The sequence below is a fragment of the Ferrigenium straubiae genome (assembly GCF_051257895.1).
GTDB classification, from domain to species: domain Bacteria; phylum Pseudomonadota; class Gammaproteobacteria; order Burkholderiales; family Gallionellaceae; genus Gallionella; species Gallionella straubiae.
Genome location: NZ_CP194331.1, coordinates 583218 through 608687 on the forward strand (window position 1 = coordinate 583218; position 25470 = coordinate 608687).

Annotated in this window: 26 protein-coding genes; 19 read left to right on the plus strand and 7 right to left on the minus strand. The window is 60.3% G+C overall.

The annotated features are described in order from the left end of the window. Positions 1 to 49 precede the first annotated feature (49 nt). On the plus strand, positions 50 to 1870 hold the full coding sequence (typA, locus tag ACRRNM_RS02620; protein ID WP_435626697.1) for a translational GTPase TypA: 1821 nt from the start codon (positions 50 to 52) through the stop codon (positions 1868 to 1870). A gap of 198 nt (positions 1871 to 2068) precedes the next feature. Here the strand turns inward: typA and ACRRNM_RS02625 are convergent, their stop codons facing one another. From ACRRNM_RS02625 to ACRRNM_RS02640, 4 genes are all read right to left on the minus strand, one after another. Continuing rightward, a complete protein-coding gene (locus ACRRNM_RS02625) occupies positions 2069 to 2230 on the minus strand; it encodes a hypothetical protein (protein WP_435626698.1) in 162 nt (53 codons plus the stop codon). A gap of 112 nt (positions 2231 to 2342) precedes the next feature. Then, entirely contained in the window at positions 2343 to 2588 is a 246-nt protein-coding gene (locus tag ACRRNM_RS02630; RefSeq protein WP_435626699.1) for a hypothetical protein, read from the minus strand. A gap of 120 nt (positions 2589 to 2708) precedes the next feature. Next, positions 2709 to 3869, minus strand: coding sequence for an IS30 family transposase (locus tag ACRRNM_RS02635; RefSeq protein ID WP_435626700.1), 1161 nt, complete (start codon positions 3867 to 3869; stop codon positions 2709 to 2711). Then, complete coding sequence (locus ACRRNM_RS02640) at positions 3838 to 4128, minus strand: hypothetical protein (RefSeq protein ID WP_435626701.1); 291 nt, start codon at positions 4126 to 4128, stop codon at positions 3838 to 3840. Before ACRRNM_RS02640 ends, ACRRNM_RS02635 begins: the two co-directional genes overlap by 32 nt. 141 nt (positions 4129 to 4269) lie before the next feature. Between ACRRNM_RS02640 and ACRRNM_RS02645 the strand changes: the two genes are divergently transcribed. The 11 genes from ACRRNM_RS02645 (at position 4270) to pnp (ending at position 18170) form a co-directional block, all read left to right on the plus strand. Next, positions 4270 to 5226, plus strand: a complete 957-nt coding sequence (locus ACRRNM_RS02645) for a D-2-hydroxyacid dehydrogenase (RefSeq protein WP_435626702.1) — start codon at positions 4270 to 4272, stop codon at positions 5224 to 5226. Positions 5227 to 5264: 38 nt separating this feature from the next. Beyond that, complete coding sequence (gene rmuC, locus ACRRNM_RS02650) at positions 5265 to 6665, plus strand: DNA recombination protein RmuC (protein ID WP_435626703.1); 1401 nt, start codon at positions 5265 to 5267, stop codon at positions 6663 to 6665. A gap of 153 nt (positions 6666 to 6818) precedes the next feature. Beyond that, positions 6819 to 7862 carry an OmpA family protein gene (locus tag ACRRNM_RS02655; protein ID WP_435626704.1) on the plus strand — a complete coding sequence of 348 codons (1044 nt, stop codon included), beginning with the start codon at positions 6819 to 6821 and terminating at the stop codon, positions 7860 to 7862. 105 nt (positions 7863 to 7967) lie between these two features. After that, positions 7968 to 9572, plus strand: a complete 1605-nt coding sequence (locus ACRRNM_RS02660; RefSeq protein ID WP_435626705.1) for an NAD+ synthase — start codon at positions 7968 to 7970, stop codon at positions 9570 to 9572. Positions 9573 to 9675: 103 nt separating this feature from the next. After that, positions 9676 to 10107 (plus strand): ribosome maturation factor RimP, encoded by a 432-nt coding sequence (gene rimP / locus ACRRNM_RS02665; protein ID WP_435626706.1) that lies wholly within the window; start codon positions 9676 to 9678, stop codon positions 10105 to 10107. 40 nt (positions 10108 to 10147) lie between these two features. Then, a complete protein-coding gene (gene nusA, locus ACRRNM_RS02670) occupies positions 10148 to 11620 on the plus strand; it encodes a transcription termination factor NusA (RefSeq protein ID WP_435626707.1) in 1473 nt (490 codons plus the stop codon). Between the two features lie 30 nt (positions 11621 to 11650). Then, positions 11651 to 14224 (plus strand): translation initiation factor IF-2, encoded by a 2574-nt coding sequence (infB, locus tag ACRRNM_RS02675; protein WP_435626708.1) that lies wholly within the window; start codon positions 11651 to 11653, stop codon positions 14222 to 14224. Beyond that, positions 14224 to 14592, plus strand: a complete 369-nt coding sequence (gene rbfA, locus ACRRNM_RS02680) for a 30S ribosome-binding factor RbfA (RefSeq protein WP_435626709.1) — start codon at positions 14224 to 14226, stop codon at positions 14590 to 14592. The genes infB and rbfA overlap by 1 nt, the downstream gene beginning before the upstream one ends. A 113-nt stretch (positions 14593 to 14705) precedes the next feature. Further along, positions 14706 to 15647, plus strand: coding sequence for a tRNA pseudouridine(55) synthase TruB (gene truB / locus ACRRNM_RS02685; RefSeq protein ID WP_435626710.1), 942 nt, complete (start codon positions 14706 to 14708; stop codon positions 15645 to 15647). Positions 15648 to 15694: 47 nt separating this feature from the next. Beyond that, positions 15695 to 15964, plus strand: a complete 270-nt coding sequence (rpsO, locus tag ACRRNM_RS02690; RefSeq protein WP_435626711.1) for a 30S ribosomal protein S15 — start codon at positions 15695 to 15697, stop codon at positions 15962 to 15964. Between the two features lie 100 nt (positions 15965 to 16064). Beyond that, on the plus strand, positions 16065 to 18170 hold the full coding sequence (gene pnp, locus ACRRNM_RS02695) for a polyribonucleotide nucleotidyltransferase (RefSeq protein WP_435626712.1): 2106 nt from the start codon (positions 16065 to 16067) through the stop codon (positions 18168 to 18170). A gap of 137 nt (positions 18171 to 18307) precedes the next feature. On the opposite strand, the gene dksA is transcribed toward pnp, so the two are convergent. The 3 genes from dksA to ACRRNM_RS02710 form a co-directional block, all read right to left on the minus strand. Next, entirely contained in the window at positions 18308 to 18730 is a 423-nt protein-coding gene (dksA, locus tag ACRRNM_RS02700) for an RNA polymerase-binding protein DksA (RefSeq protein WP_435626713.1), read from the minus strand. 78 nt (positions 18731 to 18808) lie between these two features. After that, a complete protein-coding gene (locus ACRRNM_RS02705; RefSeq protein WP_435626714.1) occupies positions 18809 to 19531 on the minus strand; it encodes an SAM-dependent methyltransferase in 723 nt (240 codons plus the stop codon). Between the two features lie 2 nt (positions 19532 to 19533). Continuing rightward, the gene (locus ACRRNM_RS02710) at positions 19534 to 20118 is read right to left on the minus strand and encodes a Maf family protein (protein WP_435626715.1); all 585 of its coding nucleotides are present in this window, start codon (positions 20116 to 20118) and stop codon (positions 19534 to 19536) included. A 57-nt stretch (positions 20119 to 20175) separates the two neighbouring features. On the opposite strand from ACRRNM_RS02710, the gene ACRRNM_RS02715 reads away from it, so the two are divergent. From ACRRNM_RS02715 to ACRRNM_RS02745, 7 genes are all read left to right on the plus strand, one after another. After that, the gene (locus ACRRNM_RS02715) at positions 20176 to 20676 is read left to right on the plus strand and encodes a YceD family protein (RefSeq protein WP_435626716.1); all 501 of its coding nucleotides are present in this window, start codon (positions 20176 to 20178) and stop codon (positions 20674 to 20676) included. A gap of 34 nt (positions 20677 to 20710) precedes the next feature. Continuing rightward, entirely contained in the window at positions 20711 to 20890 is a 180-nt protein-coding gene (rpmF, locus tag ACRRNM_RS02720) for a 50S ribosomal protein L32 (protein ID WP_435626717.1), read from the plus strand. Positions 20891 to 20971: 81 nt separating this feature from the next. Further along, the gene (gene plsX, locus ACRRNM_RS02725; RefSeq protein ID WP_435626718.1) at positions 20972 to 22009 is read left to right on the plus strand and encodes a phosphate acyltransferase PlsX; all 1038 of its coding nucleotides are present in this window, start codon (positions 20972 to 20974) and stop codon (positions 22007 to 22009) included. Beyond that, complete coding sequence (locus ACRRNM_RS02730) at positions 22006 to 22968, plus strand: beta-ketoacyl-ACP synthase III (protein ID WP_435626719.1); 963 nt, start codon at positions 22006 to 22008, stop codon at positions 22966 to 22968. The genes plsX and ACRRNM_RS02730 overlap by 4 nt, the downstream gene beginning before the upstream one ends. A gap of 92 nt (positions 22969 to 23060) precedes the next feature. Continuing rightward, positions 23061 to 23993 carry an ACP S-malonyltransferase gene (fabD, locus tag ACRRNM_RS02735; RefSeq protein WP_435626720.1) on the plus strand — a complete coding sequence of 311 codons (933 nt, stop codon included), beginning with the start codon at positions 23061 to 23063 and terminating at the stop codon, positions 23991 to 23993. A 10-nt stretch (positions 23994 to 24003) separates the two neighbouring features. Then, positions 24004 to 24747, plus strand: coding sequence for a 3-oxoacyl-ACP reductase FabG (gene fabG, locus ACRRNM_RS02740; protein WP_435626721.1), 744 nt, complete (start codon positions 24004 to 24006; stop codon positions 24745 to 24747). Between the two features lie 157 nt (positions 24748 to 24904). Beyond that, positions 24905 to 25465, plus strand: a complete 561-nt coding sequence (locus ACRRNM_RS02745; protein ID WP_435626722.1) for a hypothetical protein — start codon at positions 24905 to 24907, stop codon at positions 25463 to 25465. Positions 25466 to 25470: the final 5 nt, after the last annotated feature.

The following is a 25470-nucleotide window of genomic DNA, read 5'->3' on the forward strand; positions in this document are numbered from 1 at the left end:
CCCCTTGTGTTAGAATGCGCGCCCTTTGAATTCAGCACAGGTAGTTTCCATGTCCCGCGCCCTCCGCAACATCGCCATCATCGCCCACGTTGACCACGGCAAGACCACCATGGTGGACAAGCTGCTCAGCCAGGCCGGCACGTTCGCCGCACACCAGCATGTCACCGAGCGTGTGATGGACAGCAACGACATCGAAAAAGAGCGCGGCATCACCATCCTGGCGAAGAACTGCGCGGTGGATTACGAGGGCGTGCATATCAATATCGTCGATACGCCCGGCCACGCCGACTTCGGCGGCGAGGTGGAGCGCGTGCTCGGCATGGTGGATAGCGTGCTGCTGCTGGTGGACGCGGTCGAAGGGCCTATGCCGCAGACGCGCTTCGTCACCAAGAAGGCGCTCGCCTTGGGCCTGCGCCCCATCGTGGTCATCAACAAGGTGGACCGTCCCGGCGCACGCTGCGATTGGGTGATCAACCAGACCTTCGACCTCTTCGACAAGCTCGGCGCGACCGACGAGCAACTGGATTTCCCCGTGGTGTACGCCTCGGCGCTGAACGGCTACGCCACGCTCGACCTGGCCCAGCCGAGCCCGGACATGCGCCCCCTGTTTGATACGGTGCTCAAGCATGTACCCGCGCCGGAGGCCGATGTCGATGCGCCCTTGCAGTTACAGATTTCCGCGCTGGACTATTCGAGCTTCGTCGGCCGCATCGGCGTGGGCCGCGTGCGCCGCGGCCGCATCCGCCCCGGCCAGGAAGTGATGGTATTGAACGGCGACAAGTCCGCGAAGAAGGCGCGCGTCAACCAAGTGCTCGGTTTTCGCGGCATCGAGCGCGTGCAGTTGGACGAGGCGATGGCGGGCGACATTGTGCTGATCAACGGTATCGAGGAGATCGGCATCGGCGTGACCATCGCCGACGTGAGCAAGCCCGAGGCGCTGCCGCTGCCCAAGGTGGACGAGCCGACGCTGACCATGAACATGATGGTGAACAGCTCGCCGCTCGCTGGGCAGGAGGGCAAGTTCGTCACCAGCCGCCAGATCCGCGACCGCCTGAACAAGGAGTTGCTGACCAACGTGGCGCTGCGCGTGGAAGACACGCAGGACACCGACGTGTTCCTGCTCTCCGGGCGCGGCGAGCTGCACCTGACGATTCTCTTGGAAAACATGCGCCGCGAAGGCTTCGAGCTGGCCGTGGGCAAGCCGCGCGTGGTGTTCCGCGATATCGACGGCGAGAAGTGCGAACCTTACGAAGTGCTGACCGTGGATGTGGAAGACACCAACCAGGGCGCGGTGATGGAAGAACTCGGCCGCCGCCGCGGCGACCTGCAGGACATGCAGCCGGACGGCCACGGGCGCGTGCGCCTCGAGTACCGCATCCCGGCGCGCGGCCTGATCGGCTTCCAGTCCGAATTCATGACCCTGACGCGCGGCACCGGCATCATGGCGCACGTGTTCGACGACTACGCGCCCGTCAAGCCCGACATGCCCGGCCGCCGCAACGGCGTGCTGATTTCGGCCGAACACGGCGAGGCGGTGGCCTATGCGCTGTGGAACCTCGAAGAGCGCGGCCGCATGTTCGTCAGCCCCGGCGACAAGCTCTACGAGGGCATGATCATCGGCATCCACAGCCGCGACAACGACCTCGTGGTCAACCCGATCAAGGGCAAGAAACTCACCAACGTGCGCGCCTCGGGCACCGACGAGGCCGTGCGCCTCACCCCGCCGGTCCGCCTGACGCTGGAGTCTGCCGTGGAATTCATCGACGACGACGAACTCGTGGAAATCACGCCGCAATCCATCCGCCTGCGCAAGCGCTTCTTGACTGAAAACGAGCGCAAGAGAGAATCAAGAACGCGAGATTCGGCGTAGCAATCGTAGGTCGGGTTAGCCCGCATGCGGGCGTAACCCGACTGGTTATTGAATGGTGTCGGGTTGCTTTGCTGCGCTCTTGTCCCAGAAGGGGGAACCCGACTTACGCCTGCTAATCGACATAGCCCCATTTCGTCATTCCGGCGGAAGCCGGAATCCAGTATTTCGATACCGGCCTTCGCCGGTGTGACGACTTGTTCAGTGCCTGTTTAATTCGATTGTCTCGGCCAACGTTTCCCGGAGAGACTCCAACAACTTCTCGCGCGAAGCTTCCTGGCAATTCACGCCGGACACTTCTTCGATCCAGCCTATCCACCAGCCGGCATCCTGTTTAATTACGGCAGTGTAGTTTGAGTTCATGGCTATATCTCCTTACGGGCATCGTAGCAAAAAGTGTGGGAGTTCTAACGAGGCTATGAAAATCGTGGTTGAGCTAACCTGACCGCACCTATTATAAAGTTGGAGAGCGTTGTTATTTCTTCACCCTCAGTTGATCGATGGATTGTTGAAGAAACTCAATTTTCTTTAGCGCCTCAGAGACGCTGCGTTCTTCAAGCTCCTTTTCGACAAATTGAAAGTACTCATCGACGTCACTCCAGCGAGGTCCTTGTTTGTTGATTCGGGGTTCGAGTGCTACAAGAAGTGCGCCTTCAATCTCATTGAGTAGTGACGCACCCGCTGCCTTAAACACCTTCTCCGGGTGGTCAAACTCGGACAAATTGCCGTTCCCGGGATTGACGCGACGAAATCCAAACCACGAGAAATATTCCCATCGGTTCCATAGGTGGTCACGTTGATGCTGGCGTAATCGAGCGAATAGCCGCTGGTGCCTGCGGATTCAACCCGTCGATGCAACAAGTTGGTTAAATCGTTCAGCCGGTGTTTCGTAGTTTAGCGTCTTCCTTGGACGTTCATTTAGCTTCCTCGCCACGCCATTTAGCTGTGCTTGCGTGTATCCGGAGATGTCCATCCCTTTTGGGAAGTACTGTCTCAACAATCCATTGGTATTTTCATTCGTCCCGCGCTGCCAAGGATTCTGAGGGTCACAGAAATAGACCTTGATGTCGGTCGCCAAGGTAAAGCGCTTGTGGTCCGCCATCTCCTTACCTCGATCCCACGTCAGCGATTTGTAAAGTTCCTGCGGCAGCTTGTGAGCATGTTTGATCAATGCATTTATGACGGTCTCGGTATCTTTTCCTGCCACCTTCACCAACATCACATAGCGTGTCTGGCGCTCAACAAGTGTCGCAATCTGGCTACTTAAAGTCCCACACAGCAGGTCGCCCTCCCAGTGGCCTGGCACTGCCCGGTCTTCTGCCGTGGCCGGACGCTCGCTAATCGATACCGCATCGGTGATTCGGCCATGATTATCCGTCTTCTGCGTATGATGCCGCGAACGGCGCATGACTCGCGTGCGCCGCAGGTGGGCCAGAAGTTCCTTCTTCAATGCGCCTCTGGCCTGGATGTAGAGGCTGCGATAGATGGTCTCGTGTGACACCTGATAGTCCTCGTCATCTGGATAGGTGCATTTTAGCCATCCGGCAATCTGCTCCGGTGACCATGCCATTTTCAGTTTGCCTGCCACGATATGTGCCATCGCGCGGTTCTTCACCAGTTTACAAGGTTGGGGGCGATGCGCACGCTCCCAGGCAGCCTGGTCGGCCTGGCTTGCGCGATAGCTCTTTCGATCACCGTTACGTTCGATCTCTCGACTAATTGTCGAAGCGGCACGGCCAAGCTTCTTGGCGATAGAGCGGATTGAATCCCCTGCAACGACTGATCGAGAGATTTCTTCACGTTCAGACAAGGTTAGTGCCAGTCTCGAACGACGTCGAGGAATCGGCCGAATGCCGCCGGCCTCAGACAAAATTCGCTCGATTGATGAATGGTATCGATCAAACAGCTGCGCGATCTGCTGAAGGGAATCGCCTTTCTGCCAGCGATCCCACATCAGCGCCTTCTGGGATTCAGTGTAATGAATGCGAGGTCTTTGTTTCATCTGCAACACTCCTTTCGCTTTCGCAAAGTTTAGTGTGTTGCATCGACGGGTTGAATCCGCACCCCCACCCCTTGCCGGTCTGTCCAACATAAACGGGCACATAGTTCTTGTCGAAGAGAATGTAGATACCAATTTGGGTACGAAAATCGGAGCCGACATCCGTTGGGGTGCGATAGCCACGCAGGTGCCCCTTTACTCCACCATGCCCCCAAAACACGTAACGACGTTCCCACAGATGACCAAAGTTGCGGATGAGCATGATGTTTCCTCTAAAAAGCTATTCAGATTACTAACTTGTTGATGGGTGCAGATTATCCGACGCCTGCATCCGTTACAAGGCCAATCATGGGGGCTGCGCAATCTGGGATAATGAATTCCAACCTTTCTTCGAACGGCTTGCATGAATCCTCCCTCCCATATCGTCTTCCTCGACCGCGGCACGCTGCCGGTCGCGATGCGCCCGCCCGCGCTACCGCTGCAATGGTGTGAGCATGAGGTTACGGCGCGCGAGCAGGTCGTGGAGCGCCTGAAAAATGCAGAGGTGGCGATCTCCAACAAGGTGCCGCTGATGGCGGCGGAGCTTGCGCAACTGCCGCGATTGAAACTCATCGCGGTGGCGGCCACAGGCACCAACAACGTCGATCTGGATTACTGTCGCGCGCACGGCATCGCAGTGTGCAACGTCAGCGGCTATTCCACGCATTCGGTTGCGGAGCATGTGTTCGCGCTGTTGCTCGCGTTGCGACGGCAAATCCACAGCTATCATGCGGACATCGTTGCCGGAGCCTGGCAGCGCTCGGAACATTTCGCGCTGCTGAGCCATCCGTTGCACGACCTCAACGGCAGCACGCTCGGCATCTTCGGCTATGGCCACATCGGCCAGGCCGTGGCGCGCATCGCGGAGGCCTTCGGCATGAGGGTGCTGGTCGCGGAACGCAAGGATGCGACAGCCATCCGCGCAGGGCGCGTGCCGTTCAACCAGATGCTGGAAGAATCCGATGCGGTCTCGCTGCATTGCCCGCTCACGCCGGAGACGCGCAATCTGATTGCGGAACCGGAGCTGCGCCGGATGAAGCCGACCGCGATCCTGCTCAACCTCGCGCGCGGCGGGGTGGTGGACGAGGCCGCACTGGCACAGGCCTTGCGCGAGAAGCGCATCGGCGGGGCAGGGGTGGACGTGCTCACCAATGAGCCGCCGCGCGCGGGTAATCCGCTGCTGGAAGCGGCCGGCGCGAACTGTATCCTCACGCCACATGTCGCCTGGGCCAGCCAGCAGTCCTTGGCGCGGCTGGCCGGAGAAATCATCCTGAATATTGAAGCCTTCTACAGAAGCGAGTCGCGCAACCGCATTGTCTGAATAAGCTCATTCGCCTTGGTTTATACTGGCACGAAATCATGAGGGGATCGCTGCCGGTGGAATCGCTAATCTATTTCTTTGCCGCTCTTTTCGTTGGTCTGCTCGTCGGCGCGGCTGCCGCGTGGCTGGTTCTACGCGCCCGCATTTCCTCGGCCGGAGCACAGGCGAGGGCGGAGAGCCAAATCGAGATCGTCCGCGCCAACGAGCGGCTGACAGCATCGCAAGAAGATAACAAACGCCTCGAAGGGGAGAAAGAGAGCCTCGCCGCGTTGCGCGATCAGCTTGTCGCGGAGCGGCAGCGCCTGAGCAACCAGGTTGCCGAGTTGACCGCCGAGCTGGAAGCGGAACGTTCGCAAGGCGCGGAGAAGATCACGCTTCTGAAGAACGCCGAGGAGCAATTGTCCAACCGCTTCAAGGCGCTGGCGAGCGAAATCCTGGAAGACAAGACCAAACGCTTTACCGAGCAGAACCAGACCAACCTCAACCAGTTGCTGGAGCCGCTCAAGGTCCGGATCGCCGAGTTTCAGGGCAAGGTGCAGGAGGTCTATGTGCAAGAGGGCAAGGATCGCTCGGCCCTCGCCGAACAGGTGAAGCAACTGATGGCACTCAACAACCAGCTGTCGAAGGACGCTCACAACCTCACCAGCGCGCTCAAGGGCCAGGCCAAGGCGCAGGGCAACTGGGGCGAGTTGATCCTGGAGCGGGTGCTGGAGGCCTCCGGCCTGCGCAAGGGCCACGAGTACGACGTGCAGGAGAGCCACACCCGCGCGGACGGTTCGCGCGCGCAGCCGGACGTGGTCGTGCACCTGCCGGAGGAGCGGCACCTGATCGTCGATGCCAAGGTCTCGCTGACCGCTTACGAGGAGTACGCCAGCGCGGAAACCGACCACCAGCGCGAGGCCGCCGTGAGGCGGCATCTGGATTCGGTGCGCGCCCATGTCAGGGAACTGTCCGAGAAGAACTACCAGCAGCTCTACGGCCTGCAATCGCTCGATTTCGTGCTGATGTTCATCCCGGTGGAGCCGGCCTTCATGCTCGCCATTTCGCAGGACAGCGATCTGTGGCAGGACGCGTGGAAGAGGAACGTCCTGCTGGTCAGCCCGAGCACGCTGCTGTTCGTGGTGCGCACCGTCGCGCACCTGTGGCGGCAGGAACAGCAGAGCCGCAACGCGCAGGAGATCGCCAACCGCGGCGCGGAGCTCTACGACAAGCTGGCCGGTTTCGTCGAAGATCTGGATGCCCTCGGCAACCGGCTGCAACAGGCGCAGAAAGCCTATGACAATGCGTACAGCAAATTCACCGGCGGCCGGGGTAACGTGATCCGCCAGGCGGAGATGCTGAAGGAGCTCGGCGTGAAGCCAAGCAAACAGCTTCCACAGAGCCTGGTCGATGCGGCGGCGGAAGAGGCGCCCATCCTGCCCGCGCATGGCATTTCATAACCTGCGGGTCGGATTTTTCTGATGTAGTTTTTTCGCAACAATTGCCCCATGACGGGCATCTTTAGGTAGTATGCAGCCCAGCAAGTTGCCGTCAGGCCTAAATGGATGCGCAGCATGCCTTTCCGTTTGCTTACCTTACCAAGGAGAAGAAAAATGAAAAAAAGCACCATGGTTATTGTTTTGGCAGTTGCATCGCAAGGCATTACGGCGGCTCAAGCCAGCGAATTCGACGGCGGTTGGGTCGGCGCAAAAATCGGAGTAAACCGCACGGACATGACTGCTGTTTCGAGGCAGTCACCTGTCGCCACTGGACTTGAAGGCGGCTACAACTGGAACATGAGCGGCTTCACGCTGGGCGTGGACGGTTTCTTCGATTTCAACGAAAAGAAGACGCATACGGGCGCCGCGCCCGCGCCGGCCACGGTGAATTACGGCAGCCATGTCTACGGCCTCGACCTGAAGCTCGGCCTGCCGAGCGGCAAATGGCTGCCCTATGCGAAACTGGGTTACGCACATGTCAGCGGGCGCGGCGATGCTTACGCCTCTGCTGTCGGCGATAACGATGCGCACCTCGGTATCGGCGTCGAATACAAATTCGCACCTCAATGGAGCGTCACTGGCGAATGGACGAACAACTCCGCCAAGAATGCCGCTACCCGGCTGGATAACGACAACCTGACCATCGGCATAAATTACTACTTCGAAAAGCCCTATATTGCGCCGCCGCCCCCGGCCCCGGTAATGAAGAAGGAAGAGCCCAGGGTTGAACCCAAGGCGGCGCCCGCACCAGCACCTGCGCCCAAGGAAGCCTGGAAGGTGATCATGGAAGAGAAACCGGTGCGCATCGAGGGCGCCAGCTTCGATACGGCTTCGGCGAAGCTGAAGCCGACGGCGGATGTCAAGTTGCAGGAGGTGGTCGATTTCGCCGCAAAATATCCTGAGGCCAATCTGGAAGTAACCGGCCATACCGACAATGTGGGCAAAGACGCATATAACCAGAAATTGTCGGAACAGCGCGCCGCTGCGGTGAAGGCTTATCTGGTGAAGAAGGGAGTTGCCGCCGGCCGCATCACTGCCAAGGGCTATGGAAAGACCATGCCGGTAGCGGATAACAAGACCAAGGAAGGGCGCGCGGCAAATCGCCGCGTCGAGGTGCGCTACACCATCCGCGAAGAAAGAAAAGTGCGCGTCCAGTAATTTCATCTGGCGCAAATCCCGAAGGCGGGCTGGCAACAGCCCGCTTTTTTATTGCCCGCACCGTGATGGTAAGATGCGCGTCCCTGACATTCTTCTGAAGTGACAATGAAACTGGCAATTGCGCAAATCAACTGTGTGCTGGGCGATCTGGCGGGGAATGTTGCAAAGATTTCGCAGTATGCCAAACAGGCCAAACGGCAAGGTGCGCAACTGTTGCTGTCTCCCGAACTCGGCCTGTGCGGTTATCCGCCGGAGGACCTGCTGCTGCGCGACGGGTTTTACCGGGCATGCGCGCAGGCACTGGCCGAACTCGCCGGGAAAACTTCCGGCATTACCGTGGTGGTGGGGCATCCCCATCAGCAGGGCGGGAAGCGCTACAACGCGGCTTCGTTGCTACGCGACGGGACCATCGTCGCAACCTATTTCAAGCATGAGCTGCCGAACTACGCGGTGTTCGACGAGAAGCGTTACTTCGATCACGGCAGCGAGCCTTGCGTGTTCGAGATGGAGGGCATCCGCTTCGCCCTGAATATCTGCGGCGATGTCTGGGAGCCCGATGCACCGCACCAGGCGCGCAATGCAGGTGCGCAGGTTTTGCTGGTGCCCAACGCGTCGCCCTATGCGATGCGCAAGCAGGAGGCGCGCTACGGCGCCATCCGCGAGCGCATTGCAGAAACCGGCCTCGCGGTGGTTTATGCCAACCTGGCCGGCGGCCAGGATGAACTGATTTTCGACGGCGGCTCGTTCGCCATGGATTGCAATGGCGACCTGACCGCACAGGGGCCGCGCTTCGAGGAGGCCTTGCTGATGCTGGAAATCCGGGACGATTTGCGTCCTGTGGGCGAGATTGCCGAGGCGTTGGGCGAGGAAGCCGAGGTCTATCGTGCGCTGTGCCTCGGCGTGCGCGACTACATCGGCAAGAACCGCTTCCCTGGCGTATTGCTGGGGTTGTCGGGCGGGATCGATTCCGCATTGACTCTCGCGATAGCGGTCGATGCGCTGGGCGCGGGCAAGGTTCATGCGGTGATGATGCCGTCGCCTTACACCGCGCAGATCAGCCTGGACGATTCGCGCGAGATGGTAAAGATTCTCGGCGTACGTTACGACGAGATTCCCATCGAGCCTATGTTCCAGAGCTATCTGGCTGCGCTGAACCCTGCCTTTGCCGGACGTGCGGCGGACACCACCGAGGAGAACCTGCAGGCGCGCATCCGCGGTGCCCTGCTCATGGCTCTGTCGAACAAGTTCGGCTCGCTGGTGCTGACCACCGGCAACAAGTCGGAAATGACCGCGGGCTATGCCACGCTCTACGGCGACATGGCGGGCGGTTTCGCGGTGCTGAAGGATGTGAGCAAGACGCTGGTGTATCGCCTGGCGCGCTACCGCAATACGCTGGGACAGGCGATCCCCGAACGCATCATCACGCGCGCGCCGAGTGCCGAACTGCGCGCGGACCAGACCGACCAGGACAACCTGCCGCCCTACGATGTGCTGGATGCCATCATGACCTGCTATGTCGAACAGAACCTCACGATTCCGGAAATCGTCGCGCGCGGCTATGCGGAAGCCGATGTGCGCCGCATGGTGCACCTGATCCGCATCAGCGAATACAAGCGCCGCCAGTCCGCAGTAGGCATCCGTATCACGGAACGCAGTTACGGCAAGGACTGGCGCTATCCGATAACGGCACGTTACCAGGATAACTTTTAAGAAGCTGCCTTAAAGTTAATTCCCTTTAAGTCCAAGTTTTGCTACAATGCGCCGCGTTTTGAGATGGGCTTCGAGCCCGTTTTTTATTTGTGGGCGGTCATTTATGGATGTGATGGAACTGGTCGAAACGACGGTAAATGGCTTGGGCTATGAGCTGGTGGATTTCGAGCGCTCTGGGCGCGGCCTGTTGCGCGTGTTCATCGACAAGCCGGAAGGCATCCGAGTGGAGGATTGCGAGACGGTCAGCCATCAGCTCACGCGGCTGTTCCTGGTCGAGAACGTGGCTTACGACCGCCTCGAAGTTTCGTCGCCGGGGCTGGACAGGCCGCTGAAGAAGGAAGCGGATTTTGTGCGTTTCGCCGGGCAGAAGGTGCAACTCAAGCTGCGCCTGCCGCTGGCGGGGCGCAAAAACTTCATCGGCATCATAGGTGAAGTAAGCAACGGAATATTGCAGTTGGATGTGGATGGCAGTTGGGTGGCAATCGAACTGTCGAATCTGGACAAGGCGCGATTGGTGCCGGAGATCAGTTTTTAACGCCTGCTGCTGACAGACAGACAATTAGTTGGAGAATGGTATGAGCCGTGAAATTTTATTACTGGTGGATGCGCTGTCCCGTGAGAAGAACGTGGACAAGGAGGTCGTGTTCGAATCGCTTGAATCCGCCCTGGCTTCCGCGACCCGGAAACGCTTTGCGGACGAAGCCGACGTGCGTGTCTCGATCGACCGCAATACCGGAGAATACGAGTCTTTCCGCCGCTGGGAGGTGATGGACGACGAAACCTTCGAAACGCCGGACATGCACATCAAGCTGGAAGAGGCGCAAAAGCGCGAGGCCGATATCCAGCTCGGCGAGTTTATCGAAGAGCCGCTGGAATCCATCGATTTCGGCCGCATCGGCGCGCAGGCCGCGAAGCAGGTGATCTTCCAGAAGATACGCGACGCCGAACGCGAGCAGGTGCTGAGCGATTTTCTGGATCGCAAGGAGCACCTGGTTTCCGGCACGGTGAAACGGCTGGAGCGCGGTAACGCACTTGTCGAATTCGGCAAGATCGAGGCCTTGCTGCCGCGCGAGCAGATGATCCCGAAGGAAAACCTGCGCGTCAGCGACCGCGTTAAGGCGCATCTGCTGCGCGTGGATCGCAGCGCGCGCGGCCCGCAGGTGATTCTGTCGCGCACCTCGCCGGAATTGTTGACCAAGCTGTTTGAGCTGGAGGTGCCGGAGATCGAGGAAAAGCTGCTGGAAATCGTCAGTGCCGCGCGTGACCCCGGTTCGCGCGCCAAGATTGCGGTGTTGTCGCACGACCCGCGCATCGACCCCATCGGCACCTGCGTCGGCATGCGCGGTTCGCGCGTGCAAGGCGTGACCAACGAGTTGGCCGGCGAGCGCGTGGACATCATCCTCTGGTCGGAAGACCCCGCCACTTACGTCATCAACGCGCTGGCGCCCGCCGAGGTGAGCAGCATCGTGGTGGACGAAGAGAAGCACAGCATGGATGTCGTGGTCGAAGAGGAAAACTTGGCGCAGGCGATCGGGCGCGGCGGCCAGAATGTGCGCCTGGCCAGCGAATTGACGGGATGGGAGCTCAACATCATGACCGTCGAGCAGTCCAACGAGAAGCATGCCGAGGAGTTCTCCAGGACGCGCGAAATATTCATGGAAAAACTGGACGTGGACGAAGAAGTTGCCGACATCCTGGTGCAGGAAGGCTTCAATACGCTGGAAGAAGTGGCATACGTGCCGCTGGAAGAAATGCTGGAAATCGAGTCGTTCGACGAAGCGACGGTGAACGAGTTGCGCAGCCGCGCGCGCAACTCATTGCTGACCGCCGCGATTGCCAACGAGGAAAAAGTGGAGCATGGCATCGAAGACCTGCTCAAGCTTGATGGCATGGACGAGCAAATCGCGCGCACCCTTGCGGCAAAGGGAGTGGCGACGCAGGATCAATTGGCAGACCTGGATGTGGATGAGCTGGTGGAGCTTACCGGCATGGACAGCGAACGCGCCAATACGTTGATCATGGCGGCACGCGCGCCCTGGTTTGCTTGAATCGGTTAAGGATTCTCTTAAGGACGGCTAATGGGAAAAATGAACGTAGCGCAATTTGCGACGGAACTCGGGTTGCCGGTTGCCTTGTTGCTTGAGCAGTTGAAGGCGGCAGGGGTAAGTAAAAAACAGGAGGCCGACCCGGTTTCCGAAAAGGACAAGGCGCAATTGCTGGAGCATTTGCGTCAGTCGCATGGCGCCGAAAAACCCGCCAAGAAGATTACGTTAACGCGCCGCGAAACCACGGAAATCAAAAAAGCCGACAGTACAGGCCGGGCTCGCACCATTCAGGTTGAAGTGCGCAAACGCCGTGTAGTGGCTCCGACCGCTGCCGCAGAAGCGGCTGCGCCAGCGCCTGACGCTTTGCCCAGGGGAGGCGAAGCGCCCAAGAAGGTGCTGGATGAGCAGGAGCTGGCCGCGCGCGAAGAGGAAGCACGCTTGCAGGCCGAACTTGCGGCGCGCCAGGCAGCCGAAGTGCAAGCCAAGCAGGAGCGCGGCAAGCGCAAGACTACCAAGAAGGAGGCTGAGCCTGAGCCGGAACAGAAAGCCGTTGCGCCGGCAGTCAAAGAAGAAGCCGCGCCCGTTGTGGCAGCGCCGGTGGTCGATCTGGCCGAGGGCACGCTGCACAAGCCGACGCCAAAGCCCGGCGACAAGGTGGTCAAGCCAAGCAAAAAACCCAAGACCGAAGTCAAGGCCAGCCCATGGGACGAAAAAGGGCACAAGAAGCGCACTCCCGTCAAAACCGGTGAGAAAACGGGAACCTGGGCGACGCCGGTACGCGCGCCGCGCCACGACAAGCACAAGCATGCTGCCGAGCCCGAGCATGCCTTCTCGTTGCCGACCGAACCGATCGTGCGCGAAGTGGCTGTTCCGGAAACCATCACCGTCGCCGAACTGGCGCAGAAGATGGCCGTCAAGGCTGCCGAAATCATCAAGGTGTTGATGAAGATGGGTTCGATGGTAACCATCAACCAGGTGCTGGACCAGGAAACCGCGATGATCGTTGTGGAGGAAATGGGGCATATCGCCAAGGCCGCCAAGGTGGATGATCTGGATGCCTATCTGCTGGATGTCGAAGCGCCACACGATGTGGCGCTGGAGCAGCGCGCGCCGGTCGTCACCGTGATGGGCCACGTCGATCACGGCAAAACCTCGCTGCTGGACTACATCCGCCGCACCCGCGTTGCTTCCGGCGAAGCGGGCGGCATTACCCAGCATATTGGCGCGTATCACGTCGATACGCCGCGCGGGATGATTACCTTCCTCGATACACCGGGCCATGAGGCATTTACCGCGATGCGTGCGCGCGGCGCCAAGGCGACCGATATCGTGATCCTGGTGGTGGCCGCCGATGACGGCGTAATGCCGCAGACCAAAGAAGCGATCCACCATGCCAAAGCCGGCAACGTGCCGATCGTGGTGGCCGTCACAAAAATTGACAAGCCTGAAGCCAATTCAGAACGCGTCAAGCAGGAGCTGGTTGCCGAAGGCGTGGTGCCGGAAGACTGGGGCGGCGACGCAATGTTCGTCGAAGTTTCCTCCAAGTCAGGCCAGGGCATCGACCAGTTGCTTGAAGGTGTGCTGTTGCAGGCCGAGGTGCTGGAGCTGAAGGCGCCGCGCGCGACCCATGCCAAGGGGCTGGTGATCGAGGCTCGCCTGGACAAGGGCAAGGGGCCGGTCGCCACCGTGCTGATCCAGTCCGGCACCATGAAGCGCGGCGATGCGGTCCTGGTTGGGTCGGTATTCGGGCGCGTGCGCGCCATGCTGGATGAGAACGGCAAGGCGGTCAGCGAAGCAGGGCCGTCCATTCCGGTTGAGATTCAGGGCCTGTCCGAAGTCCCATCGGCCGGTGAGGAATTGCTGGTAATGGCCGATGAAAAGCGGGCACGCGAAATTGCGTTGTTCCGTCAGGGCAAGTATCGCGGCGTGAAACTGGCCAAACAGCAGGCCGCCAAGCTGGAAAATATGTTCGAGCAGATGGCCGAGGGTGAAGTACGCACCTTATCGCTGATCGTGAAGTCCGATGTGCAGGGCTCTGCCGAGGCGATTGCACAATCCTTGCAGAAACTCTCCACCAGCGAGGTCAAGGTCAACCTGATCCATGGCGGCGTAGGTGCGATCTCCGAGTCTGACATCAACCTGGCGCTGGCTTCCAAGGCGATCGTGATCGGCTTCAACACCCGTGCCGATGCGGCTGCGCGCAAGCTGGCCGAGACCTCGGGCGTGGATATCCGCTACTACAACATCATCTATGCGATGGTGGACGAGATCAAGGCAGCGCTTTCTGGCATGCTGGCTCCCGAGAAGAAGGAAGTTGTCCTCGGCATGGTCGAGGTGCGCCAGGTGTTCACTGTTTCCAAGGTGGGTACGATTGCCGGCTGCTATGTGCTGGAAGGCATGGTGAAGCGCGGTGCGAGGGTGCGCCTGCTGCGCGACAACGTGGTGATCCACGATGGTGAGCTGGATTCGCTGAAGCGATTCAAGGACGACGTGAAGGAAGTGAAGTCCAACTTCGAGTGCGGCCTGTCGCTGAAAAACTACAACGATCTGGTAGTGGGCGACAAGCTCGAAGTGTACGAAATCGTTGAGGTTGCGCGCGCGCTGTAATGGCGGACTTTGCAAGAACGGATCGGGTTGCACAGCAGATTCAGCGCGAATTGGCCGAACTGGTGCGCCTTGAAATCAACGATCCGCGCGTGCGACTGGTGACTATCACCGGCGTCGAAGTTGCAGGCGACTATTCTCATGCCAAGATTTTTTTCACAAGGCTGGATGGCAAGCACGCCGAGGCGCAGCAAGGCCTGGAGCGTGCCAGCGGTTTCCTGCGTGGCCGGCTCGCGCACAGCCTGAAACTGCGCGTGATGCCGCAGCTGCATTTCGTTTATGACGCCTCCGTTGAGCGCGGCAGCCGCCTGTCGCAGCTCATCGACCAGGCAGTGGCCAGCGATAAGCAACATTCCGATAAACCCGAATAACTCTTTTAACCACGAAGCTCACGAAGAGTACGAAGAAAAGCTAGTAGCCTCATGAAAAACCTTCGTGATCTTCGTGCCCTTCGTGGTGAAGTGTTTTTTTCTGGATAACTTTCATGGCACGCACTTTCCGCGCGCTTGACGGCGTGCTGCTGTTTGACAAACCCCTTGAGCTGAGCTCCAACACCGCGCTGCAAAAAATCCGCCGCCTGTTCCAGGCCGAGAAGGCCGGGCATACCGGCACCCTCGATCCCTTGGCCACCGGCCTGCTGCCGGTCTGTTTCGGCGAGGCCACCAAATTTTCCACCGCGCTTCTGGACGCCGACAAAACCTATCGCGCCCTGTTGCGCCTCGGGCAAGCTACCAGCACCGGCGATGCGGAGGGCGAGATCATCGCGGAACATCCGGTCGAGGTTACGCAGGCCGATGTCGATGCCGTGCTGGCAAAATTTCGCGGCGAGATCCGGCAGCTTCCGCCCATGCACAGCGCGCTCAAACATCAGGGCAGACCGCTCTACGAATACATCCGCAAGGGCGAAACCATAGAACGCGAACTGCGCAATGTAACGATCCACGAACTGGTGCTGAACGCTTTTGGCGGCAACGAGATGGACATCACCGTACGCTGCAGCAAGGGGACTTACATACGCACGCTCGCCGAAGACATCGGCGCAGCGCTCGGCTGCGGTGCACATCTGATCGGGCTGCGCCGCACAGCCATTGCCCATTTCGACTTGCGGAATGCCCATAGCCTGCCGCAACTGGAGGCGATGACCGAAGCCGAGCGCGATGCCTGCGTGCTGCCGCTGGAAGTGCTGATGCCTGACATGCCCAGGCTGCAACTGGATGCCGTACAAACCCAGCGTCTCGCGCAAGGGCAACGGCTGGGCCTGGACACCGGCTTGCCGGACGGCAGGGTCTGCCTGCATGGCCCGCAGGGCTTCATCGGAGTAGGGCTGCTGCAAGGCCGCCGCCTTGCCCCGGACCGGCTATTGTCCAATGTGGCAAAACAGGCCGCCAAGGCTGTCCCGGCGGAAAATTTTGGGGTTGAGCAATGAAGGCATTCAAGGGTAGAATGCCGCACTTTTTTTAGGAGAGAAGACTAATGGCAATTACCGCCGCGCAAAAAGCGCAAATCGTCGCCGACTTTCAACGTGCCAAGAGCGACACTGGTTCCCCCGAAGTGCAGGTGGCTTTGATCACCGCGCGCATCGCTTATCTGACTGACCATTTCAAGGATAACACCAAGGATCACCATTCCCGCCGCGGCCTGCTGCGCCTGGTGAGCCGCCGCCGCAAGCTGCTCGACTACCTCAAGAGCAAGGATGATGCGGGCTACCGCGCGCTGATCCAGCGCCTGGAAATTCGCAAGTAACAGATAGTATCCAGCGGGTCGCTCAGGCGACCCGCGTTGTTTTGTCTTGTCACAACGCATGGCGCGATGGCGCGCCAGGCCACCCATAGAGAGGTCTATCTTGAGTCACTATAAAAAAACATTAGCATACGGCAAGCATCAACTCACGCTGGAAACCGGCGAAATCGCGCGCCAGGCCAGCGGTGCGGTGATGGTCAGCCTGGACGACACCATGGTGCTGGTCACGGTAGTCGGCAGGAAAGATGCCAAGCCCGACCAGGATTTTTTCCCGCTGACCGTTGACTATCAGGAAAAAACCTACGCTGCGGGCAAGATTCCCGGCAGCTTCTTCAAACGCGAAGGCCGCCCGAGCGAGAAGGAGATCCTGACTTCGCGCCTGATCGACCGTCCGTTGCGACCGCTGTTCCCGGAAAGTTTCTACAACGAAGTGCAGATCATCGCGACGGTGATGTCTTCGGACAGCGAAGTCGATTCCGATATTCCCGCCATGATCGGCGCATCCGCCGCGCTGGCGCTGTCCGGCATCCCGTTCGACGGCCCGATCGGCGCGGCGCGCGTGGGTTATGCCAATGGCCAATACCTGCTCAATCCGACCGCATCGGAACTCGCGACTTCGCAAATGGATCTTGTGGTTGCCGGCACCGAACGTGCTGTGCTGATGGTGGAATCCGAGGCGCAGCAATTGTCCGAAGACGTGATGCTCGGCGCAGTGATGTTCGGCCACGAACAGATGCAAGTCGTGATCCAGGCCATCAATGAGATGGCCGATGCCGTCGGTGCTCCCGCTTGGGATTGGACTCCGCCAGCCAAGGATGAGGCCTTGATTGCGCAGATCGCCAGCCTCGCCGAAGCCGAACTTGGGAAGGCCTATGCGATCCGTTCCAAGCAGGCGCGCACCGATGCGGTGAATGCGATCCGCGACCAAGTGATAGCCGCCATCATCACACCCGAGAACGCCAGCCAGAAGAACCACGTCAACGACCTGTTCAGCGCGCTGGAAGCCAAGATCGTGCGCGGGCAGATCCTGGGCGGCGAGCCGCGCATCGATGGCCGCGACACCCGCACCGTACGTCCCATCACCATCCGCAACGGCGTCCTGCCGCGCACCCACGGCTCCTCGCTGTTCACTCGCGGCGAAACCCAAGCCATCGTGGTGGCGACCCTGGCCAGCATGCGTGACGCACAACGCATCGACGCTTTGCAGGGTGAATACAGTGACCGTTTCATGCTGCACTACAATTTCCCGCCGTATTCCACTGGCGAAACCGGCCGCGTGGGCACGCCCAAGCGCCGCGAAATCGGCCACGGCCGCCTGGCCAAGCGCGCGCTGGCTGCGGTGCTGCCCAACGAGGAAGATTTCGGCTATGCCATCCGTGTGGTGTCGGAAATCACCGAATCGAACGGTTCCAGCTCGATGGCCTCGGTGTGCGGCGGCTGCCTGTCACTGCTGGACGCCGGCGTACCGATGAAGGCGCATGTAGCAGGCATCGCCATGGGGCTGATCAAGGAAGGCAACCGCTTTGCGGTGCTGACCGACATTCTCGGTGATGAGGATCATCTGGGCGACATGGACTTCAAGGTGGCCGGCAGCGAAACCGGCGTGACCGCGCTGCAAATGGACATCAAGATCAACGGCATCACCCGCGACATTATGCAGGCTGCCCTGACCCAGGCCCGCGAAGGCCGCATGCACATTCTCGGATTGATGAAACAGGCCATGCCGCAGGCACGCGGGGAAGTTTCCAGCTATGCGCCGCGCATGATCAAGATGAAGATCAACCCGGAGAAAATCCGCGACGTGATCGGCAAGGGCGGGGCGGTGATCCGCGCCCTGACAGAAGAAACCGGCACGACCATCGACATCGACGATGAAGGCAATATCGTCATCGCCTGCGTAAGCGGCGAGGCGGGCGAGTTGGCCAGGAAACGCATCGAGGACATCGTGGCGGACGTGGAAGTCGGCAAGGTTTACGAAGGCCCGGTGGTCAAGCTGCTCGACTTCGGCGCGCTGGTAAACGTGCTGCCGGGCAAGGACGGCCTGTTGCATATCTCCCAGATCGCCCACGAACGCGTCAACAGCGTGTCGGATCACCTCAAGGAAGGCCAGATCGTAAAGGTGAAGGTGCTGGAGGTCGACGACAAGGGACGCATGAAGCTGAGCATGAAGGCTTTGCTGGCTGCTCCTGAAGCTGCGAAGGCCGAGTAAGCTGCATCAGCCGTAAGACAAAAGCCCCGCATCGCGGGGCTTTTTGTTTGTTCAATCAAAGTAATTAAACAGTTTGTTTTTTGGCTTAGGCTAACATGCACTATGCCATGTTAACCTCCGAAAACAGATAACCAAGATTATTTGGCTATCTGTTTCTCGCGAATCTCGTCCAGGGTCTTGCAGTCGATACACAGGGTGGCGGTCGGCCTTGCTTCGAGGCGGTTCAGGCCGATTTCGATGCCGCAGTTGTCGCAGTAGCCGTAATCCCCCGCATCAATCTTTGCAAGCATCTCATTGATTCTCTTGATTAGTTTGCGCTCGCGGTCGCGGTTGCGCAGCTCCAGCCCCATGTCTGACTCCTGCGTGGCGCGGTCATTCGGGTCGGCAAATACCGTCGCCTCATCTTGCATGGCGTGCACGGTACGGTCGATATCCTCACCCAGTTCGGACTTGATGTCGTTCAGGATTTTGCGGAAATGGTCCAGCTGCTTGGGGTTCATGTACTCCTCGCCCTTTTTGGCCTTGTAAGGAGCGACGGGTTTGTGTGGCTGTACCGGCATTAAATTTCTCCAATGGGAAAATCAAAGTTCGCTTTAATACCAGAAAGCGCCTGTTCATGCAAATAAATAGCCCTGCGTTCAACCAGCCGCCAGCAGCAAAAACAGACTGGGGCGTTTGTTCAGTTGCGGCATGGGCAGCAGCCTCCATTGGGCGATGGAGCGGGTCTGGATCGATTCTCCGGGCAGGGTAATGTCGGTGGCGACGCACAGCAGCGTCTGCGGGCGGCAGCGGGCGAACAGGGCACCGAACATCTTTTCGTTGCGGTACGGCGTTTCGATGAACAGCTGGGTCTGCTTGCGCCTGGCCGATTCGGCTTCCAGCGCCGCGATCGCCTTGTTCCTCTCCGTCTCCTCGACGGGCAGATAGCCGTGGAAGGCGAAGCACTGGCCGTTCAGGCCGGAAGCCATCAAGGCCAGCAAAATGGAGGAGGGACCGACCAGCGGCACGACGCGGATGCCGTTGCGGTGCGCCAGGTTGACCAGGTCAGCACCGGGGTCGGCGATGCCGGGACAGCCCGCCTCGGAAAGAATGCCGACATCTTCTCCTGCCAGCAGCGGCGCGAGCAGTTCCGCCAGCTCTTTGGGCGCAGTGTGTTCGTTGAGCGAGGCGAAGTGCAGCGACTGGATCGGCTGCTCTGGCTTGAGCGCAGCCAGGAACTGCCGCGTGGTCTTTGGGTGTTCCACCACGAAATGCCGCAGCCTGCGCGCGATGTCGATGACATGTTGCGGCAGCACCTGCCCGGCAGGGGTGTCGCCCAGCGTGCAGGGAATGAGGTAGAGCGTACCAGGTCTGGCTGTCATGGCTAAAACAGGTGGACGTTTTCGCGGCGCAGCATTTGGCTCAGCAGGATCAGCGGCAGGCCGATCAGCGCATTCGGGTCGTCGCCGGTCATCTTGCTCATCAGGGCGATGCCCAGCCCTTCGGATTTTGCGCTTCCGGCGCAGTGGTAGGGCTGTTCCTTGAGCAAATAACCCTCGATCTCGGCGTCGCTGAGCTCGCGCAGCGTGACGTAATTTTCCGCGACCTCGGTCTGCATGTTGCCGGTCCTGCCGTTCAGCAGCGCCACGGCGGTATGGAAGCAGGTCGTCTTGCCGCGCATGGCGCGCAATTGCCTGACCGCGTTGTCGTGGGTGAGCGGCTTGCCGAGCTGCCGGCCTTCCAGCAGGGCAACCTGGTCGGAGCCGATGATCAGCGCATCGGGGTATCTGGCCGCAACGGCGCGGGCCTTTTCCTGAGCGAGGCGCGCCGAGGTGGCGCGCGCCGGCTCGCCCGGCAGGGGCGTTTCATCCACATCGGGGGCGGCGGTCTCGAATGGGAGTTGCAGCCGTTTGAGGAGCTCGCTGCGGTAAACGGAGGTGGAGGCGAGGACAAGCAACTGAGAATTCAACTATTATTCCTTGGGATTTTTGACAGGGAGCGGCGAAAAATATATCATGCGCGCCTCATGTCCGCACGGCCTTTCATCGACAGCCTGGATTTTGCCGGGAATGGCAGGCAAATAAGCGGCGAAGTGCCGGTTGCCGGGTTGCCGCGTTTGCTGGACTCCCTGGAAGGTTCTCAGGGAGTCATGAAGTACACGGTACGCGGCGGCGCAGACAAGCAAGGCCATCCCCTGCTGGAAGTCGGCATAACCGGAAACTGCCGGTTGCGCTGCCAGCGCTGCCTCGGTGCGATGGATCATGCGGTGCAGATCGATACGCGGCTGCTGTTGCGCGACCAGGCCAGCCTGGATGCGCTGGACGATGAGGAAGAAGAAGAGCTCGACAGCATCCTGGCAGATACGCACCTGGATGTGCTGAATCTGCTGGAAGAAGAGATTCTGCTGAGCCTGCCAATCGCGCCCAGGCATGAGTTCGGCGCTTGTCAGGCAACAGGGCTTGAGAGTGAACGTGGGGCAGAAAAGAATCCTTTCGCAGCTTTGGCGAAATTGAAGCGTAGTGCGTAATTAATTTGTTTTTAGGGTTTTATTAGGAGGCAACATGGCAGTTCAGCAGAACAAAAAATCCCCGTCCAAGCGCGGCATGCACCGCGCCCACGATTTTCTGACCAACCCGGCAACGGCGGTCGAGCCGACAACGGGCGAAACTCATTTGCGCCACCACATCAGCCCGAACGGCTTTTACCGTGGCAAGAAGGTAATCAAGACCAAGGGCGAGTAAGCCCTTAAGTTACGCAGCCGGCCGTGAAGGCCGGCTGCGTTTTCTTTTCCATTCCTGATTTTTCTTCCAAGGAATCGCCTAGTGGACGTCACATTGGCCATAGACGCGATGGGAGGCGATCATGGCACGGCGGTCACCGTCCGCGCCGCGGTCGATTACCTGAAGCATTCTCCCGGCGACACCATCGTCCTGGTGGGTATTCCCGATGCCATCGAATCCGAGTTGCGCAACCTGGGTGCGCAGACGAGCGCCCATTTGCGCATTCATCCCGCGAGCGAAGTGGTAGGGATGGACGAGCAGCCGCAATCGGCGCTGCGAGGCAAGAAGGATTCCTCGATGCGCGCCAGCATCGACCTGGTCAAGAGCGGCGAGGCGCTGGCCTGTGTCAGCGCGGGCAATACCGGCGCGCTGATGGCGACGGCGCGCTACGTGCTGAAGACCCTCCCCGGCATCGACCGGCCCGCAATCGCCTCGTACCTGCCGACCAAAAAAGGCCAGATCTGCATGCTCGACCTCGGCGCGAACACCGATTGCACCGCCGAACACCTGCTGCAATTCGCACTCATGGGCTCCACACTGGTCACCGCGCTGGAGCATAAACCCAATCCCAGCGTCGGCCTGCTGAACATCGGCAGCGAAGACATCAAGGGCAACGAGGTGGTCAAAGAGGCCGCCGGGCTGCTGCGCAACAGCGACCTGAATTTCTATGGCAACGTCGAGGGCAACGACATCTTCAAGGGCACCACCGACATCGTGGTGTGCGACGGCTTCGTCGGCAACGTTGCGCTCAAGACCACCGAGGGGCTGGCGCAGATGCTGGGCGGCTTCCTGCGCGAGGAATTCGGCCGCAATGCATTCACCAAACTCGCCGGGCTGGTCGCGATGCCGGTGCTCAAGGCCTTCAAGCACCGCGTCGATCACCGCCGCTACAATGGCGCGAGCTTCCTCGGCCTGAAGGGCATCGTGGTGAAGAGCCACGGTTCGGCAGACGCCTACGCCTTCCGCTGCGCCATCGAGCGCGCAGCCGGGGAGGCGCGCGAGGGCATGCTGCGGCATATCAGCGAGCATATCGAAAAATGGCACCACGCCCGTCAAGGCGCGGCGCAAGGAGCAGCATGATGCATTCAAGGATAATCGGCACCGGCAGCTATCTGCCCGCCAGGACGCTGACCAACTACGATCTGGAAAAGATCGTCGAGACCTCGCACGACTGGATTTTTTCGCGCAGCGGCATCGTCGAGCGGCATATCGCGGCGGAAGGCGAAATGACCAGCGACCTCGCCCTGCACGCCAGCCGCCGCGCCATCGAGGCGGCGGGAATCAAGGCGGACGAGATCGACCTGATCATCGTCGCAACCACATCGCCCGACCAGATTTTCCCCAGTACCGCTTGCATCCTGCAGGATAAGCTCGGCATCAAGAATTGCGGCGCGGCGTTCGACATGCAGGCGGTATGCGGCGGCTTCGTCTATGCGCTGAACACCGCCGACCTCTACATCCGTGGCGGGCAGGCCAAGACTGCGCTGGTGGTCGGCGCGGAAGTGCTGTCGCGTATGCTGGACTGGACCGACCGCGGCACCTGCGTGCTGTTCGGCGATGGCGCCGGAGCGGTGGTGCTGCAGGCCAGCGAAACGCCGGGCATAGTCGCCAGCAAGCTGCACGCCGACGGCCGCCATCGCGACATGCTGAAGGCCGGTGGCCACATCCGCAACGGCGAGGTGCAAGGCGATCCGTTCATCAAGATGGACGGGCAGGCGGTGTTCAAGTTTGCCGTCAAGGTGCTGAGCGAAGTCGTCGAGGAAGTGCTGGAAGAAAACAAGCTGCAAGGCTCAGACATCGACTGGCTGGTGCCGCACCAGGCCAATATCCGCATCATGGAAGCCACCGCGAAGAAGCTCGGCCTGGGCATGGACAACGTGGTGGTCACCGTCGCGCATCACGGCAACACCTCGGCGGCCTCGATCCCGCTGGCGCTGGATACCGCCGTGCAAGACGGGCGCATCAAGCCCGGCCAGAACATCCTCATCGAGGCGGTGGGCGGCGGGTTTACCTGGGGTGCGGTGCTGATTAAATGGTAAATCGGCTAGTAGCTCGTAGCTTGTAGCCAGTAGCAGAACCGCTTGGCTATCCGCTACAGGCTACCAGCTACAAGCTCAATAAGGTTCTACATATGACTAAATTCGCTTTCGTATTTCCAGGTCAAGGCTCGCAATCGCGCGGCATGATGAACGGCTACGCCGATTTTCCCGCGGTGCGCGACACCTTCGCCGAAGCCTCCGAGGTATTGAAACAGGACCTGTGGCAGCTGGTTGCCGAGGGCAGCGATGCCGACCTGAACGCCACCGTGAACACCCAGCCGATCATGCTCACCGCAGGCGTGGCCGTGTACCGTGCCTGGCAATCGCAAAACGGCGCAACTCCGGCGATGCTGGCGGGGCACAGCCTCGGCGAATACACCGCGCTGGTCGCCGCCGGCGCGTTGCACTTTGCCGATGCGCTGCCGCTGGTGCGCTATCGTGCGCAATGCATGCAGCAGGCCGTGCCGGAAGGCGTGGGCGGCATCGCCGCGATCCTCGGCCTCGACGACGACGCCGTGCGCGCGGTTTGTGCCGAAGGCGCGCAGGGCGAGGTGCTCGAAGCGGTGAATTTCAACTCGCCGGGGCAGGTAGTGATCGCAGGGAACCGCGCGGCGGTCGAGCGCGGCATGGAGCTGGCCAAGGCCAAGGGCGCGAAGCGCGCGATCATGCTGCCGATGAGCGTGCCGTCGCATTGCCAGTTGCTCAAGGACGCAGCGGAGCAGTTGCGCGGCTACCTCGCCGATGTCGCCGTGCAGGCGCCCATCGTCCCGGTATTGCACAACGCCGATGTTGCGGCTTACAGTGGCGGCGCGGCGATCAAGGATGCGCTGGTGCGCCAGTTGTATTCGCCGGTGCGCTGGGTCGAGACCGTGCTGGAATTCGGCAAGCAGGGCATCACCCACAACGCCGAATGCGCGCCGGGCAAGGTGCTGGCGGGACTCAACAAACGCATCGACACCAACCAGCAGGCCCTGGCCATCAACGACGGCGAGGCGCTGAAGCTGGCTTTGGCTGCACTCGCATAAGGAGACCGACATGACACTACTCGGACAAATCGCACTGGTGACCGGCGCCAGCCGCGGCATCGGCCAAGCCATCGCACTGGAACTCGGCAGGCACGGTGCTACCGTGATCGGCACCGCCACCAGCGACAGCGGCGCGCAAGCCATCAGCGCCTATCTGGACGCGGCCGAGATCAAGGGCGCGGGCATGGTGCTGAACGTCAACGACGCCGCGCAAACCGAACACATGCTGGGCGAACTGCGCAAACAGTTCGGCGAAGTCTCGATCTTGGTGAACAACGCCGGCATCACCAAAGACAACCTGCTGGCGCGCATGACCGACGAGGAATGGGACGACGTGCTGGCGACCAACCTCAAGTCGGTGTTCCGCCTTTCGCGCGCCGTGCTGCGCGCGATGATGAAGGCGAGAGGCGGGCGCATCATCAGCATCGGCTCGGTGGTCGGCAGCATGGGCAACCCCGGCCAGGCCAACTACGCCGCTTCTAAGGCAGGCATGATCGGTTTCACCAAATCGCTCGCGCAGGAGATCGGCAGCCGCAACATCACCGTGAACTGCATTGCCCCCGGCTTCATCGACACCGACATGACCCAGGGCCTGGGCGAAGAACAGCGCGCCAAGCTGGTCGAACATGTGCCGCTGAAACGCTTAGGCCAAGCCGCCGACGTCGCCGCCGCCGTGGCCTTCCTCGCCGGCCCCGGCGCGTCCTACATCACCGGCGCCACGCTGCATGTAAACGGCGGGATGTACATGGAGTAGGGTGGCTGCCGTCGCCGCGGAACGGCCTTGGGCGTATGGCCGGTTCCGAACCTGAAGCTTTCGTATTATTCACCAAACTGCTCGGCACTACGCTGGGTTCTACGCCGTAAACCATTACACTCTCTTGCTCGCGAGGGGCCGGATTGGTATCTGGCTGATGTTTCCTGCCGCCACGGCGCGCTTACTCCCCGGTCCGTTTGGCGCTCATCTCCCATATTTATTGAAAAGGCACGCGATGTATCCAGTTCACGATGTTGATGCAATCCTTTTGCTGGCCCTGTCGCTTGCTGCGAAGCGACGGCCGGCCGGTCTTGTCGAGATCATTGCTGCGGCCGATCTGACTCAAGGAACGATTCCTTCCGAAACAAAATTGTCCGATTCGTTTTATCGGCTCTCCGAATACGGCTTGATCTGCGCGCAGGAGGGCGGCTATACGCTGGCGCCGGATGCGCAGCAAATGATGGCAGGCCAGCGCAAGAAAGCCGACACCCCGGAACGCATCTTCGGCATCAGGGAATTGCTCGCCGATTACCATCTCAAGGGCGAACACGCGATCATTTTATTGACGGTGGAACAACTCGCTGCGGCCATTGCGGAACATCAGGCCGCCAAAAAATCTGGTAGAAGCTGGCTGGTGCCCAAGCCCAAACCGGCAGAAGCCGACCGCAAACGCCCGGGGCAGCGCAAGCCGTTCTTTACCAAACGGCGCAAGGACTGAGCGTA